Here is a 17229-nt window from a genome sequence, read left to right as displayed (position 1 = left end):
CCTTTGAAATTTTCGCACAAAATAATATATGCTAATTATTTATCTCTAGCAAGCGATATTTTTACAGTGACTTACTGGTTTTACTTCAATAATATCATCCTTTTAACTTCAACAAAATTACCTGCTTGTAGCTTATAAAAGTAAACCCCGCTGCTTAGCTGACTGCCGTCAAAATCAACTAAATATGTTCCAGCGTTTAATTGCCTGCTAATAAGCGTTTCAACTTCTCTTCCGGTTATGTCATATACCTTAAGCGAAACAAAATCCTGCTTTGGAATATCAAAACTTATCTTTGTTGTTGGATTAAACGGATTTGGATAATTTTGTTTTAGAGAAATACTCTGCGGAAGAATATTACTATTGCCCGTCAGATTTGTTAATACACATGGCAGCGATGCAGTATCGAACCCAACACTTGCCGAAGTCGGTGTTCCGCTATAACCGCTTACCGAATCAACAAATGTACTGTCAAAATGCCATACCGCTTTTAATCCGGCAACCGATCCGAACTGCGATGGATACTTAAGACATTTGGAAGAATCGATCTGGCTTTGTGTCCTTGCAACACTCCACAAACGGACTTCATCGATCGCACCGGAACCCGGATCACTGCCTCCTCTTCCTATCCGCATTTCATTTGTTGATGCCCCAAATGTCAGTGCCTCGCTTTGCGTAAAACTTTCGATGCCATCTACATAAAATCTTACAGTAGAACCGTCATATGTTACAGCAAGATGTTTCCATATACCGACCGGCATTATAATGGTATTTGCAATAACTATCGTACCTTGTGCTCTGAAGAAAGGATTACCGCTTGAATTAATACCGAGCTGGTAGTCGAATGAACTTCCACCCTTATTCAAAAGAGTGTTTGATGTTGTAGAACCTCCGATATTCATCCACCCTTCGATGGTAATATTATTTCCAAATCCAACCATACTTGATTGGTGCGGTATAGAAAGATAATTCGTATTTACGCCCGGAGTTGGAAGGGTCATTGCATAATTCGATGTTGAACCCGATGAAGATGACAATTGCTGGTATGCCGCAAATACATCAATCACACCGTTTCCGTATGTATTATCTTCACCAGGAGTACCCAGGTCTCTTGCAGTACTATGCAATGCTTCCAGTATCTCCTTACCGGTTTTGTTCGGGAATGCCGACCTTAATAGCGCTACCGAACCTACTATATGAGGACATGCCATAGATGTTCCGGTCTTTAATCCGTATCCGCCGCCGGGAACACACGATCTGACACTGGTACCCGGAGCGCAAACTTCCGGCTTTATCAGCAATGTTCCCGATCCGCCGCAGATCGAAGGACCTCTGGATGATGAACTGTTTATCGTCCATGGAAAGGAAGTATTCCCGTTAATATTTCCCACACAAAAAGCATTTACGGGATTAGTATTAATATTCTTTGGTCGGGTAATTGTCGACGTTCCGGGACCTGAATTTCCACATGAAAATACTATCGCTATCCCTGCAGCTTCCATAGAGTTAAGCATACCTACATAAACACTTGAACACTCATTTGAAATACTCGGATCCCACCATGAATTACCAATCGCATCCGGCATATCGTTTATCGTATTTACATTGCTGTCCGGATTCATTGCCCACTGCCATGAAACCATGTGATTACTTGTCGAGTTACCGCCGCATATTGTCTTTGCTGCTATCCATTCGGCATCTATCGCAACACCAACCGTATCCGTTGTTCCCCTTCCGCACATCGTCCCAAGCGTATGTGTCCCGTGACCGTCACAATCACTGGGATTACTCGACCCGCCGTTGGGATCTATCCATGCATGATACCATGGCACTGTGTTTCCGCGCCATTTGTAATTCAATGCAGGGTGTGTTTCATCTACACCCGTATCATCACCCATAACCAAACGTCCGACACCTGTGACACCCATTTGCCACAACAGGTGAGCATTGATAACTTTCAAACCATTTTCAGTTGAAGCCGGATTATCAACATCGGGCTGTTCATCTACCGGCCGGTCATAATCCAATTCGGCATCGATATCCATTACTCCGACGTCGGATCTTTTAGAGACATTAATTATTACATCCGGTGTTGCTTCAAACATTATTGTATTAGTGATCCAGAATGGTTTTACTACACGAACTTTTCCAAGTGACATTTGTTGATTGAGATATGAAAGAAGAGGTCCCTGTGTGTTTTGAGCCTTTTCCATTAAAGCGGTGATCACCGTCTTCGCTCTTAATTTTGCGTCTGCTCTTACTTGGTAAAGGTATGAATCTAGCGCCACCATATCTACCTGGTCATTCAGCATTACAAGTACCTTTGTGTATTCCAGCGGATTTGGTGAAGCCATCTTCTGCCTCAAACGTTCTGATATTTCAGCAGTTTGTGAATATAAATTTCCCCAGCACATAACCAGAACTAAAATTAGTAATAGTTTCTTCATTCTTTGTTATTTTTGTTAAAGGATTTTTAGAAAATGCAATTCGGCGAGGGATTTTGCCCAGTTATTGATAATACCGCATATTCAAAAAAATTACAAGACATTGTCAAAATTCACTGAATTTCATTTGCGACTTTTCGTATCTTTTATGTGTCTTATAAGTTAGAATTACGTAATTATGTATCGCGATACAGAAAAATTTATTTCACTGTTAAAGCCCCATTACAATGACGCACTAAACTATTGTAAGGGACTATGTTACAAGCTGTCATACGATGATGCGCGTGACCTTTTCCAGGAATCTATGTTAAAATCCCTGGAAAACATCGGATCATTGAAAGACGATAGCAAGTTCCGTTCGTGGCTTTTCACTATAATTACACGGGAATTTTATAACAGCCGTAGAAAAAACTTTTGGAAAAGATTTTCTTCGACTGAGGCGATACAGATCCCGGACGTATTCGAAAAAAACTCCACAAACGGTAACGGTTCTAAAAACAACGATGATAGGTTTACCCTGTTAAAAGCTCTCTCTCAGTTAAAACCTAAAGAGCGGTCTGCTATCCTTCTTTTTGAGATTGGCGGGTTTTCGGTCGAGGATATTTGCCGGATGGAAAATGAAAAAAGCCTCTCTGCCGTAAAATCCAGACTTAGCAGAACCAGGGAAAAGCTTAGAAAAATAATAAATCAATTAGAGAGTAACTCCGGTTCCGGAGAAAAAGTTAATTCAAATCACATAGGAGATCTGGAAAATGAGACAATCAGGATCATCGCAGGACTCAAAGCAGAAAAATAATATGGATGACAATATGAATAAGTACTGGTCTGCTTTAAAAGAGGAAGATCACTCGGACTCATTTTACAAAACCGAGTTGTGGCTCAAAAATTCTTCCGGTTATATTCCTAAACCCAAAAACAAATTCGGACTAATGAAGAATTATATTTTAACTCATAAAGTAAAGTTTGCTTTAGTCATTATGACTGCGCTATTGCTGGCAGCATGTAATATGCCTGTTACACAAAACGAAACTCTAGGTCATGTTATCCGCTGGACAGTCGATACTCCGGAAGCTATCGAAAAGGTAAAGACGCTCCCGTGGGTCGATCAAAACAACCTGTCGGTTAGTGAGTGGACCACCGATGATGGTAAAGTTCTGACATCTTACAATCTTGTATTGACTAACTCGACACAGGACCAGGTCATGGCTTACTCAAAAGAACTAGAAGCTATACAGGGTATTGTAACCGTTAATATATTACCTCTTACCGAGGAAGTAGAAAGACCACTGTATTCTATGATGCTGGACAATGTATTCAAGATAGACATTAACGCAAAGAATATGACCGATGCTGAACTTAGCGCAGAGGTTGAGCGCCAGCTAAAAGAAGGCGGAATCAATGTCGAGACTGTTGATTTCAAAAGAGACGAAAACAACCATAGGTTGATCGATATAAGAATGTCTCCTGGTGAAAACAACAATAAAGGTTTCCAGCTGAATATTAACGACGGCGACCAGAAGATGAAAATAGAAGAAATGCGCAAAGAAGGTAACCAACCTATAGAAGAGTTTGACATTAAAGGTAAAACTGATGACCAGATCAGGCAGATGATCAAAGAAAGATTCAAAGATCAGAACCTCCAGGACAGTGACATAAAGATCACACGGGATGGTGAACATGTATCGGTAAATATCAATAAAAGCAATAAATCAAGCGACCAGGAGTCTAATACTAGAATGAATCTCAAGCTAGAAACGAAATAGTCTTTCCTATAGGGGCAGTCACTGGTATAGCCGGGCTGCCCTTTTTTCATGTAATTAACAACAAAGGTAACATTAAAATGATTAAGAAATTTTTCATTATTGCCCTTTTATTGCTTACATCGGGCAGTATCTATGCGACCGCGCAAGATGACGCGGTTGTGATCGTTATCAAAGAAACCCCCAACGGGGTTGAATTTGAAAAAGTACCAATAGAAAATAACGGTACAATTGTCTTTTCGGGAAGCGATATTATTACGGCAGTTCTTCCAATAAGTCAGGGTAGAGCCGGAGAATATATCGAGCTAAAGAATAAAGAAGATAAACTAGTTCTTTCCTACAGGGATGGCATTATAAAATTTAAAGCGGTCTCCCCTGACGGACAGGAGTTTGCATTACCGGACATAAAGTATGAGAACCTCAAAACATATGAGATAAGAGTAAATATCGTCGGCGGAAATGGTTTTAAAAAGGCCTACATGATAAAAAATTATGACACAATAGAAGAAGATAGCGGACCGGTTATGAACATGTTCGGAGATCAGATCAAGCCAAAGGACGGAGAGTATCTCTTTTCTTATGATACGCGAACTTCCGCTGTGGGTGAAAGCCTCAAAGGCTCGGTTCCCTTCTTTAAACATAAATACGGATGGTTCTTGATAGAGGGAGAATTTTCCGACGGAAAGAAAGGAAATTTCATCGTAGATTTTGGAGCAACGGGCTCTGTGATGCTGGTTGATTATGTTCCGAAAGGAACGCATCTCGAAATGCCCGTCGCGACTCAATACTCTAAGGACGGTGAGAAAAAAGTCGAAGTAGTCATGCAGGGCGCAAATGACACTGTTAGCACTGACCTCCTGCTCGGCAAAACAGAGCCGATCACGATCAAGTTTGGTGATGTTATAGTTAAAGATGCTACGCCTCGCGTTGTAAAAGAATTTCCCCCGACACTTGTCGAAGAAGGAAATATTATCGGGGTGATCGGGATGGACATTTTGAGGAAATCATCCTCAATCAGTTTTGAAAACTCCGTTATGACTTTCGGCAGTTATATCAAAAAAACGGATGGATCATACGTACCGGTAAATTCGGTCGGCGGATTCATTGTACTGGACGGGACTATAAATAAATCACCTATATCCTACATCGTCGATACGGGAGCACGCTATTCCATTATCCCTGAGGCTACACTTGATAAGCTCTCTGTTCCCTACTGGTCCACAGGCGAATACAAAGAACTGCGCGGAATGGATAATACTCCATTTAAATCGGAGATCGTTGCGCTATCGGCGGGGGGAATGGAGATCGGTCCGATACAACTCCCGCAAAAAACCCTCGTCATGTCAGACCCGCAGGCTCTCAAAGCACTGGGGCTTGAAAAGGACGTCATGATATTGGGTATGGATATTATGAGTCAGTTCTCTTACCTGGGCGTAGATTTTAAAAACAACATTTTTGTGTTAAACTAAATCCATTATTTAAAATATGAAGTATTTCCTAATAATATTCGCATTACTATTTTCGCATTATTCATTTGCGCAGGATGACATTGCTCAAAAACTCGATCAAATTGTTGATGAGTACTACAAAATGGAAATCTTTTCCGGAACGGTTATTGTAGTTAAAGATGACACTCCTGTATTCGAGAAAGCCGTCGGCTACTCTTCCAGGGAAAGCAAGACTCCAAATAACATAGGAACAATTTTCAATATCGGCTCTATACAGAAAACGTTTACAAAGGTGCTCCTGCTTCAGCTCATCCAGGATGGCAGGCTTGACCTGAACGACAAGCTTGGAAAATATATAACAGGATTCTCCGACCCAAGAGCTGAGAATGCTACTATAAAAGAGATAATGATAATGATGGGCGGTTTCGGAGATTACCTTAATAATCCTGATATAGCTCAAAATCCGGACAGATATTCCTCTATAGGTGACATACTCACAGAGATCAAAAAAGAACCGTTGCTATTCGACCCCGGCACAAAAGAAATGTATTCTAATTCCGGTTATGTTGTGTTAGGCGGAGTCCTCGAAGAAATTTACGGCAAGACCTACTCTGAGATTTTAAAAGAAAAAATTCTCGACCCGCTCGGTATGAACAGGTCTCTCTTTATTAGAAACGACGCAAAAGCTGAAAATAAAGCAGTCGGATATATGATCGCTCCGGACGGAAATATCATGGATGTTAGACAGTTTAATGTAGCACCTACCTCTGCCGGAGGAATGTTCAGTAATGTATATGACCTGCTTAAATTCGGGCAGTCATTAATGGAGGACAATAAACTCCTTAATGATGAGCACAAATTCCTCCTATATGACCTCGGTCCGGGAGGTAAGAGCAATTACAGTTCGTGGAAAAGCATAAGATCAAGTAATTCTTTCGGTGTAGGTTGGGCTGGTGGATCGCCGGGGTGGAATTCTATGCTGGTACAGCGCGGAAGCAGTCCCCGCTATACTGTGATAGTCCTCTCAAATTATGATGAGCCCTCAGCAGAAGCCCTCTATTCACAAATAAGAAACGTTCTCAACGGTAAAGAACCGGAAACAGTCCGGCTTCCTTTGGAGAGATTTGTTTACAATGAGATTAAATCACGTGGAATCGATGACTTTACTAATAACTATGAGAAGATATTCTCTGAAAACGGATACGTGATCCGGGATGACCTGCCTTTAAACATGGTCGGTTATGCCTTACTGCAAAATGATTTAATAAATGAAGCCATAGCCGTGTTCAAACTGAATGTCAAACTTTACCCTAATATTCCTAATTGTTACGATAGCCTGGGTGAAGCTTATATGGTGGGAGGAAATAAAGAAGAGGCAATAAAAAATTACGAGACCGTGCTAAAAATGCAACCGGGAAATAAGAACGCACAGCAAATGCTGGATAAACTTAACGCCCCTTAATGTATGCCTGAGTAATTCAGCGTGTACTACGCCGCATCCTGAAATAGAACTGCTCTCCTGTGTTCAACTCTGGCAAACATGAGAGCAGTTTCATTTGCCATCTCGGAACTGTCGAGAACGGCAAGTACCTTCTCTCTCAGCTCATCAAACACAGCCCATTTATCGTGATAGTGAATTACTATATATTTATCTTTTTTATCTGTAATATTTGGATTGGCTACCATTTGTTCTTCTTCCTTTGTTAAGCTCGAAAATTTTAGTAAACGCATTATAAACTCCCTATTATTTAATGATTAACTATTACTAATAATTAATCTGCAAAATCTATGCCCTAACTTAAAACTCCCTAAAACAACAACTACAATTTTCGAGTGAGGCGTTTTCGCCCCAGTTTGCCCTCCGGTAGGAGGCTTTAGAACGTCACTAATTAAACCAAAAAGTTCTCAATATTGTTCTCTAAAATATTGGAAAAAGTTTCATTACTATTTTTTAAATTTATAATTTCATTAATATTAGCTAATTTTGATTAATTTTAATGGAATTTGAATGCTCGATATAACTCCGTATCTTTTCATTGTAATGGGAATATCCGGTGGCTTTGTACTGATATTCTGGATGTACCTTTCATATAAAAGGAAAAACAAGGCTGATTAATTGAACGATTTTCAGAAAATATTTAAGGATAAGATACTCCTGGCTCCAATGGAAGACGTGTCCGAACCCCCGTTCCGGCTCGTTTGCAAAAGGAAGGGCGCGGATATCGTCTATACTGAGTTTATCTCCAGCGAGGGCTTGATTCGTGACGGGAAAAGATCGAAGGAAAAGCTCTTCTTCTACGAGGAAGAGAGACCAATAGCCATTCAGATATTCGGCGGGGTGGAGGATTCCATGATTGAAGCCGCTAAAATATCCGAATCAGCCAATCCCGATTTCATAGATATTAACTGCGGATGCTGGGTAAAGAACGTTGCTTTGAGAGGTGCGGGCGCTGGTCTTTTAAAAGACCTTCCCCGCATGAGAATAATAGCTGAATCCGTCTTAAAAAACGTTAACCTCCCTGTAACTTTAAAAACACGCCTCGGCTGGGATAAAGATAATATTGTCATCGTCGATGTCGCAAAGATTATGGAAGAAATAGGCATACAGGCTCTCGGAGTACACTGCCGGCTTAGAGGACAGGGCAATAAGGGAGAACCCGACTGGACGTGGGTAAGAAGAATTAAAGACGCCGGAGTTGAGATACCAATAATACTCAACGGAGGAATAAAATCTCCCGAAGACGTAAAGTTTGTCTTTGACACATATCAGCCGGACGCGGTCATGATAGGACAGGCCGCAATGCTAAACCCCTTCATCTTCCGCCAGGTAAAACACTACTTAAAAACTGGTGAACATGAACTCGATCCAACGATCGAAGAGCGTGTGGACACATGCCTTTTACAGCTCAGATTATGCGTTGAGCTAAAAGGCGAACGGCTAGGCGTAAAAGAATTTAGAAAATATTACACAGGATACTTTAGAAATCTCAGGAATATTAACGGTTTTAGAATTGATCTGATGAAATACGAGCAGCTTCCTCCTCTCGAAGATAAACTGCTTTGGTTCCGCGAAAATTACGAACAGGTCATCGGTGCATACACACCGGCTATTGTATAAAATAATATATCTACTTGACCCGCAAAAAACCTTCAATATCGGAAAGCTCTACTGAGAAAAGCGCACAGCATTCAATGGATTCCGTTTACGGCGGTTTCAAGAAGTTTCTTCTTACCCTAAAGCAGTTTGTAAATATAAAAGAAGGAACCGACTATGTTACCTGTATTGAGGACTTGCGCGGTTCTATCTACCTACGTGGATCTAATTTCTGGTTTCTGATCTGCTCTACATTACTTGCCTGTATCGGTCTCGACCTGAATTCGTCCGCTGTTATCATCGGTGCTATGCTTATCTCCCCGTTAATGTTTTCCATTCTCGGCATCGGCGTATCTGCGGGAATAAACGACGAAAAAGGCGCTCTTCTTTCAATAAGAGAATTCGCTATTACAGTATTGCTTGGTTTATTGACGGCAACTATATATTTCTGGCTGACACCGCTTGGTTTACCCACTGCGGAAATTCTTGCCAGGGTCAAACCTACCCTGCTGGATGTTGGTGTAGCGCTATTCGGCGGTATCGCCGGTATAATTGCAAACACACGTAAGAAAGTTTCATCCGCCATTCCTGGTGTTGCTATTGCAACCGCCCTTATTCCCCCGCTCTGTGTTGCCGGTTTTGGTATTGCAAAAGGAATGTGGGAGGTATTTTTTGGAGCATTTTACCTTCTTCTTATAAACTCAGTCTTTATAAGCGCCGCCGCGTACGGTGTGGTGAAAGTATTAAGGTTTCCACTGCACGAGCATATTAACCCGGAAAAGGAAAAGAAAAGACGTATCGTATATTATGCATTCCTAATAATAATTATTATACCGAGCATATATATCTTCTATGGCATTATTGTGGAGGCAAAGGTAAAGAACCAGGTAAATTCCTTCCTTAATCAAAACCTGAATAAAGAGAACAGCCAGGTGATTAATTGGCGCATTCAGCAAAAAGGTGACACGCTAAAAGAAATAAAAATATATCTCGTTGGAGATAAACTTCCCCCCGAAAGAAAAGACAGTTTACAGGGGATACTTCCCTATTATGGACTTGATGGATACAACCTCGATATTAGGGAGATGGGATCTTCGTCTGACCTGAAGAGCGATATTACACAGGAGATTATGAATACTATCGAGCAGGAAAATCAGATAGATGAGAGGGATGTCGAGATCGAGCGGCTGAATAGTATGCTCAAGTCCAGAACGCTGGACTCATCAAAAATAACGGGTTTGCTTGCGGACATACGAACCTTTAACCCGGAGATAAGGAAACTAGGATTTTCATACATAGATCAAAAAGAGATACGCCCCGACACAACTATTATTTTAAGAATGCCCACTCTTCTTATGGAGTGGAGTGAATCTATTAATAATTCGGAACAGAAAGAACAGGAAGCAAAAATTTATGAATTTATCAAACAGGAACTCGCGATCGACACTTTGCAGATAGTCAAATATGCAAAATAAACTCAATTTGACTCAAGAATAATATTTATAAACGTTATATTAGATTATATTAAACAATAAAGGATATCTAAAGTAATATCCGGGAGGTTTACAATGGGTGAAGCATTAATTTCCGTACTGTTTGTATTTGGAGGAATATTTGCCTTCATAATATTCATAATACTGGTAAGGTCCTTCAGAATACTCAATGAATATGAACGGGGTGTTATATTCCGTCTGGGTAAATATGTCGCTGTAAAAGGTCCCGGATTGATAATACTTGTCCCCATTATGGATAAAATGGTTAAGCTCAGCCTGAGAACGATCGCTCTCGATGTTCCCGCGCAGGATATTATCACAAAAGACAACGTTTCCGTAAAAGTGAACGCGGTTGTTTACTTCAGAGTTAAAGATCCTAATCTCGCCGTTATACAGGTTGAGGATTATATGTACGCTACCTCTCTTATTTCACAGACAACTTTGCGTACCGTTACAGGTCAGAGTGATCTCGACGATCTTCTTGCTCACAGAGAGCTCATTAATAGCAAACTGAAAGAACTTATAGATAAGGAAACCGAACCATGGGGTATCCAGGTACTTAACGTTGAACTCAAGAACGTTGACCTGCCGGGTGAAATGATAAGAGCAATGTCCAGACAGGCAGAAGCCGAAAGAGACAAAAGAGCTAAGATCATCAATTCCGAAGGTGAATACATGTCAGCGCAAAAGCTTGCTGAAGCTGCAAAGATACTCGCATCGAATGAGAGCGCATTACAGTTAAGGTACTTACAGGTTATGACTGAGATAGCCGCTGAGAAGAATTCGACAATGATAGTACCATTGCCAATGGAGATTATGAGGTTCTTTGAATCGATGACTGCCAAAAACAACAGAGAAAAATAAAGAACATAGAAAGCTAGAGGTTTTTAATTGAAAAGATTTTTAATAATCCCGGTAGTATTAATGCTATCGGGATTTCTTTACACAGGTCCGGAAAGATCACTCGATAAAGTCACAACTGCATCCGACACATCCGCCTTCATTGAGGAAAAACTCTCCTCTATGACACTGCGCGAAAAGATCGGGCAAATGCTCGTTTCCTCTTCTAAAGGATTCCAATTAGACAAATCCGGTGATGAATACAAGCGCTTGCAAAAAGCTGTCAACGAAGAAAAAGTAGGCGGTTTCATCTTCTTCCAGGGCACATCCAGGGATGAAGCGGAACTGATAAACGACCTTCAAACACAATCTAACATTCCACTTTTAATATCAGCCGACTTCGAGCGCGGTACCAAGATGCGTCTCGATGACGGAAGCCTCTTCCCTAATAATATGGGCATCGGCGCTACTCGCGACCCTAACCTTGCCTATCACATGGGAAGGATTATCGCAATGGAATGCCGGGCTCTGGGTATTCATCAAAATTACGCTCCGGTCGTAGATGTAAATAACAACGCCAACAATCCCATTATTAATGTTAGGTCTTTCGGTGAGGATCCGTACCTTGTTTCAGAATTAGCAGATGCCATGATAAAAGGTCTACAGGACGGTGGAGTTATTGCCACCGCGAAACACTTCCCCGGACATGGTGATACCGACATCGACTCGCATAATGACCTTCCTGTGCTGAATTTCGGCATGGACAGGCTTGATTCTGTCGAACTCGTTCCTTATTTCTCTGCCATCAGGAATAATGTTATGTCAATTATGATTGCGCACCTTGCGTTTCCGGCTGTCGAGCATGAGCCTTTCGTGCCCGCTTCACTTTCTCAAAAGCTCGTTAAAGACCTTTTGATAGATTACATGGGCTATAAAGGTCTTATCGTGACCGACGCGCTTAATATGGAAGGGATCAAAAAGCATTTTACTACGCAACAGGTTGCTGTGATGTGTGTTGAAGCCGGTATCGACCTTATTCTTATGCCACAGGGCGAAAAAGAAACCATCGACGCTATCGAAAAAGCAGTTAATGACGGAACAGTAACAGAAGAAAGAATAAATGAATCCGTGAGGAAGATCCTCAAAGCAAAACTTTGGCTCGGACTATTCGAAAACAATATCGTAGATGTCGAGAAAGCAGTGAACACAATTAATTCAAAGGAAGCACAGGACCTTTCTAAAATAATTGCGGAAGCTTCCATCACACTCGTAAAAGACGATATGGATGCCCTGCCCCTTAGTGATATGTCCGGGAAAAATTGCGCCGTCGTCTCAATCAATAACGGTCTCGAAACCGCAAACACCGGTTTCTTTAAAGATGAATTCGAGAAAGTTGCTAAAAGTAAATTTAATAACTACTCTTACACCTCCGTCAATGGTGACGTAACAAATTCAAATGAGATATTAGCATCGGTAGAAAATGCCGACGTAATAGTAGTACCCATTTATGCAAAAGTAAAAATAAAGACCGGCACTGTCGGTCTTCCGCAGTCACAGCTCGATCTTATAAAAAGCCTCATTGCAACCGGCAAAAAGGTTATCGTCATTTCATTTGGAAATCCATACCTCATACAGGGATTTCTTGAAACCCCCGCGTATATCTGCGCTTACGGTGATGGTGAATCATCCATATCCGCCACGATCAGAGCGATATTCGGCGAGATCAAATTCAACGGAAAACTTCCTGTTTCCATATCAGATGAGTATAAATTCGGAACTGGATTGATGAAATAAATATTATATATTTAAGCTAATGAGACACCTGTATATAATATTGATTTCCCTGTCCCTAACCGCATTTTTTGTGCAAAATGGTTACTCCCAGGATCTTGTCCAGAGCTATGACGGCATAAAATTCATTGTTCACGGTAGTGAATCTATGGCGCCGTTTAATGGAGGTTTGGATGATACCCGCTATCAATTCGTCGATATCGACGGTGATAATGACTATGACCTGTTTACTTTCGATAAAGATACAACCCTTTACTTTTATAGAAATATCGGCACACCGCAGAATGCTAAGTTCCAGCTGATTTCTCAAAAATATCTTGGACTCGATATTAAAACATGGTTCTACTTTACCGACATTGACCATGATAATGATTATGACCTTTTCGCGGGATGGGCTAACCAAACATGCAGGTATTTTAAAAACACGGGAAGCCCAACCAATCCGCAGTTCACTCTCACTGTTAATGAATTAAGAACAAATACCGACACGACGATCCTTACGGACCAGAGTTGTCACACGATATTTAAGGACATGGATAATGACGGTGACCTCGATCTATTCACCGGGGTTTCGATTGGAAGCATCAAGTATTACGAAAACATCGGCACTCCATCGGCATTCAACTTTAAATACATTACCGATGTCTGGGAAGATATTCTGATTATTTCACCCGCCGACAAACCGGGCTCACTGCTTCAAACCGACGACGAACGGCACGGCGCAAACGCATTCGAGTTCGCCGATGTGGACAATGATAACGATTTCGATCTTTTCTTTGGCGACCTGTTCTCCAAGGGAATTTATTATATAAGAAACGATGGCACTGTCTCTGATCCGAACATGGTTATTGTGGACAGCAATTACCCCGGCAATCAGCCTTTTGAATCGCTCGGATATAATTCCGTCCGCCTCGTAGACATTGATAATGATAACGACCTGGACATGTTCGTTTCCGTACTGTACGCATCACAGACACGCGATAATTTCGTCTTATACAAAAACAACGGTACTGCAAACAATCCGCTTTTCCAAAAAACAACAGACAATTACCTCGTTCCTGTGGATGTAGGCAGTAATAGTAACATCGCAATTGCTGACTTAACCGGCGACGGTCTGCCTGATATGCTCGTCGGTGCTACCGACCAGGTAGTTTCATTCTATAAGAATACCGGTACTGCTAATCTCCCGCAGTTCACATTGCAAATTGATACATTGCCCTTGCAGTACGAGAGTTTTAATTACTCCCCGGCGCTGGCTGACCTCGATAATGACGGCGACCTCGACCTGATAGTTGGAAGCTACTTCCTTGGTAAGGCAAAATATTACAAGAATACCGGCTCGCAATCAAATTTCAATTTTGTCTTCCAGGCAAATCTTAATACCATCGGAGTAGACAGTCTCGGGCAGGCAAATACACCCGCTCTTGTGGATCTCGATAATGACGGAGACTATGACCTATACGCAGGCGACAATAATGGACGCATACAATATTACGAAAATACCGGCACTGCATCGAATTTCAACTTCGTCTTCCGCACTAAATTCTACGCGGGTATTGATGTAGGCGATGAAAGCGTTCCACGCTTTTACGACATCGACGGTGATAATGACTATGACCTTTTCATCGGTAAACGTGACGGTTATATTTCATATTATAAAAACGAGGGCACTCCTTCTGTTCCTAACTTCGTTCTCCAAACTCACACATTCAAAAATATTAATGCCGGACGCAATTCCTGCCCTGAATTCGTGGACATCGACAATGACACCGACCCCGATCTTTTCGTCGGGAATTTTAAAGGAGGGCTGTATTACTATAATAATCACGACATAATTGGAATTCATACCATTTCCAATACCGTCCCTGAGGAGTTTTCTTTAGGCCAGAACTACCCCAACCCCTTCAATCCATCTACAAATATCGCTTTCGATATTCCCGTAAATGGCTTTGTTCAACTGAAGATCTATGACATCACCGGCAGAGAGGTTTCGACTCTCGTAAACCAAGATCTCAAACCCGGCTCTTACAGCTACAGCTGGAACCCGGAGAACCTTTCATCCGGAATTTATTTCTACACACTCAAAACAGAAAGCTTTATTTCTACACGAAAAATGCTTTTGTTGAAATAAATTTAGTGTGAATATTTAAATATTTAATACTTATATTTAATTTAAGTTAAGGCTCCCGCTATTAACTAATTTCTGCCATGAAAAAAATTTTACTTCTTTTCATACTTTTAATACCTTTTACAAATATTTACGCTCAATGGTACTGGACAAACCCATTCCCGCAGGGCAATTCAATTAATACATTTAAGATAATCTCAGGAAAATTTGTAAGTGTCGGAGAATGTGGAACAGTTCAGATGACAACAGACCGGGGTGTAACATGGCAGTTTTCCAATACTGTTGCGGATCTAAGGTTCGATATTACCGCCCTATCTTGTTACGACCAAAATACCTACTATGCTGCAACGTATGGTAATGGTGGCTTTTTCATAAAAAGCACAAACGCCGGATTAAACTGGTCCGTAATATCGACTGATATCTACCCAAATGGCTTATCCTCAAGGGCAATTCAATTCCTTGATACGGATAATGGTTTCCTCCTGTCGAGATACTCATTATTCACCACCTCGAACGGAGGCATTAATTGGAGCCCGCCAAGGTCTGTAAATTCTATAATTGAGGTTAGGGACTTGCACTTTTTTAATAAGGATACCGGACTCGTTTGCGGAGGAGACGTTTTATTCCCTGGCGCATCATTGATCCGAACTACAAACGGAGGTATTAATTGGACGGTAATAATAACCAGCCTAGGATTAGTTAACAACATGCAGTTCATTAATAGCGATACCGGGTTCGCTTTTCACGATTACCTTACTTATTTGACAACCGACCGTGGCTTAACATGGGATACTCTTGGTAATCCTGATTCCCTGGTAGGCGGCTACGGTCACTTTTTCGATTACTCGACTGGATACGTAATGGGAAAAAGCTTGTACTTTACTACAAATTCTGGTGCAAACTGGACCGAGAAAGAATACAGTATCTTCCATCCCTTAGAAATGCATTTCGATAATGTTAATACAGGTTATATCACTGGATCAAATAATATTATCTCAACGTCAAATGGTGGTTTAAACTGGAGCAATATTAGCGGTCCTACAGGAAATGGGACTGCCTCAACAAGATTGCTATCTGCATGTTTTATTGACCAAAATACCGGCTTCGTTGTAGGGTGGACCGGAGCGCTTTTAAAAACAACCAACAGCGGCGAAAATTGGAATAATGTCAATACCCTTACTTCAACAATTTATAATCATATTGCGGATGTTGATTTCATTAACAGCTCAACAGGATACTGCGTGAGAGGAAATAGTTGGAATGGAGATTTGCTTAAAACAACGAACGGGGGTAATAACTGGTTCGTTGCCGATTCTATTGCTATTCCATCAGGCAGTTTACAAAGTATTAAATTTGTTAACCAAACACTTGGATATACTGTAGATAATGACGGAAATATTTTTAGAACTACCGATTCAGGAAATAATTGGTCTTTACATATGAATCTTGGTAATATTGAATTGGATAACATTATCTTTGCCGATGAAAATACCGGTTTCCTTTCCGGTTATGTCCATCCATATATGGCTTCAATTTATAAAACAACCAATTCCGGACAAAACTGGGCTCTTATTTCAAACCTGGATAATCAATATATTTTATCTTTATATGCTGTCGATCAAAATACTGTATATGCGGCCGGTAGAGGACTTCTTAAATCCACTAACGGAGGAATAAATTGGACTCAAAAACTGCCCGGAACTCTTGCAACCACAATATTTCAGAATACTTATTTTTCATCTGACAGTGTAGGATACCTTGCTGGCACAGGTATAATTTATAAAAGTACTAATTTTGGTGAGAACTGGTATCCACTTTATGTACCAACAAATAATTATTTGTATGATATCCATTTTTTTAATGATAACACTGGAATTATTGTTGGGGAAAACGCAACAATTTTAAAAACAACTAACGGAGGTGGTAATTTTACCTCTGGCATTAATCAAATTTCTTCGCAAATTCCCGACGGTTTCTCACTGCATCAAAATTACCCCAACCCCTTCAATCCATCTACAAATATCGCTTTCGATATTGCCAAAAATGGCTTCGTTCAGCTGAAGATATATGACATCACCGGCAGAGAGGTTTCGACCCTCGTAAATCAAGATCTCAAACCCGGCTCTTACAGCTACTGTTGGAACCCGGAGAACCTTTCATCCGGAATTTATTTCTACATACTCAAAACCGGAAGTTTCATTTCTACACGAAAAATGACGTTTTTAAAATAATTT

The 17229-nt window shown here is 40.9% G+C and carries 12 protein-coding genes; 10 read left to right on the top strand and 2 right to left on the bottom strand.

Going from position 1 to position 17229, the window contains the following annotated elements; translation table 11 throughout:
• Positions 1-80: 80 nt before the first annotated feature.
• Positions 81-2444: a S8 family serine peptidase gene (locus tag H6614_04305; protein MCB9242870.1), complete on the bottom strand. Its 2364-nt coding sequence runs from the start codon at positions 2442-2444 to the stop codon at positions 81-83.
• A gap of 175 nt (positions 2445-2619) precedes the next feature.
• Between H6614_04305 and H6614_04300 the strand changes: the two genes are divergently transcribed.
• The 4 genes from H6614_04300 (at position 2620) to H6614_04285 (ending at position 7111) form a co-directional block, all read left to right on the top strand.
• Positions 2620-3237: an RNA polymerase sigma factor gene (locus tag H6614_04300; GenBank protein MCB9242869.1), complete on the top strand. Its 618-nt coding sequence runs from the start codon at positions 2620-2622 to the stop codon at positions 3235-3237.
• On the top strand, positions 3194-4204 hold the full coding sequence (locus H6614_04295) for a hypothetical protein (protein ID MCB9242868.1): 1011 nt from the start codon (positions 3194-3196) through the stop codon (positions 4202-4204). The genes H6614_04300 and H6614_04295 overlap by 44 nt, the downstream gene beginning before the upstream one ends.
• A 77-nt stretch (positions 4205-4281) precedes the next feature.
• Positions 4282-5670, top strand: a complete 1389-nt coding sequence (locus H6614_04290; protein MCB9242867.1) for an aspartyl protease family protein — start codon at positions 4282-4284, stop codon at positions 5668-5670.
• Between the two features lie 16 nt (positions 5671-5686).
• A complete protein-coding gene (locus H6614_04285) occupies positions 5687-7111 on the top strand; it encodes a serine hydrolase (protein ID MCB9242866.1) in 1425 nt (474 codons plus the stop codon).
• Between the two features lie 26 nt (positions 7112-7137).
• Here H6614_04285 and H6614_04280 read toward each other — a convergent pair whose 3' ends face one another.
• Positions 7138-7380, bottom strand: coding sequence for a hypothetical protein (locus H6614_04280; GenBank protein MCB9242865.1), 243 nt, complete (start codon positions 7378-7380; stop codon positions 7138-7140).
• Between the two features lie 433 nt (positions 7381-7813).
• Between H6614_04280 and H6614_04275 the strand changes: the two genes are divergently transcribed.
• The 6 genes from H6614_04275 to H6614_04250 all read left to right on the top strand — a co-directional run bounded on the left by H6614_04275 (position 7814) and on the right by H6614_04250 (position 17226).
• Positions 7814-8767 (top strand): tRNA-dihydrouridine synthase, encoded by a 954-nt coding sequence (locus H6614_04275; GenBank protein ID MCB9242864.1) that lies wholly within the window; start codon positions 7814-7816, stop codon positions 8765-8767.
• Positions 8768-8781: 14 nt separating this feature from the next.
• Entirely contained in the window at positions 8782-10218 is a 1437-nt protein-coding gene (locus tag H6614_04270; protein ID MCB9242863.1) for a DUF389 domain-containing protein, read from the top strand.
• A gap of 93 nt (positions 10219-10311) precedes the next feature.
• Positions 10312-11100, top strand: coding sequence for a slipin family protein (locus H6614_04265; GenBank protein ID MCB9242862.1), 789 nt, complete (start codon positions 10312-10314; stop codon positions 11098-11100).
• A gap of 27 nt (positions 11101-11127) precedes the next feature.
• Positions 11128-12870, top strand: a complete 1743-nt coding sequence (locus H6614_04260) for a glycoside hydrolase family 3 C-terminal domain-containing protein (protein ID MCB9242861.1) — start codon at positions 11128-11130, stop codon at positions 12868-12870.
• Between the two features lie 19 nt (positions 12871-12889).
• Positions 12890-14998, top strand: coding sequence for a T9SS type A sorting domain-containing protein (locus H6614_04255; protein ID MCB9242860.1), 2109 nt, complete (start codon positions 12890-12892; stop codon positions 14996-14998).
• Positions 14999-15075: 77 nt separating this feature from the next.
• Positions 15076-17226, top strand: coding sequence for a T9SS type A sorting domain-containing protein (locus H6614_04250; protein ID MCB9242859.1), 2151 nt, complete (start codon positions 15076-15078; stop codon positions 17224-17226).
• Positions 17227-17229 lie beyond the last annotated feature (3 nt).

This window comes from Ignavibacteriales bacterium, from assembly GCA_020635255.1.
Taxonomy (GTDB): Bacteria; Bacteroidota; Ignavibacteria; order Tepidaquicellales; family Tepidaquicellaceae; genus JAEYVS01.
The sequence above is the reverse complement of the archived record's forward strand: the minus strand, read 5'-3'. Positions and strand labels throughout refer to the sequence as shown.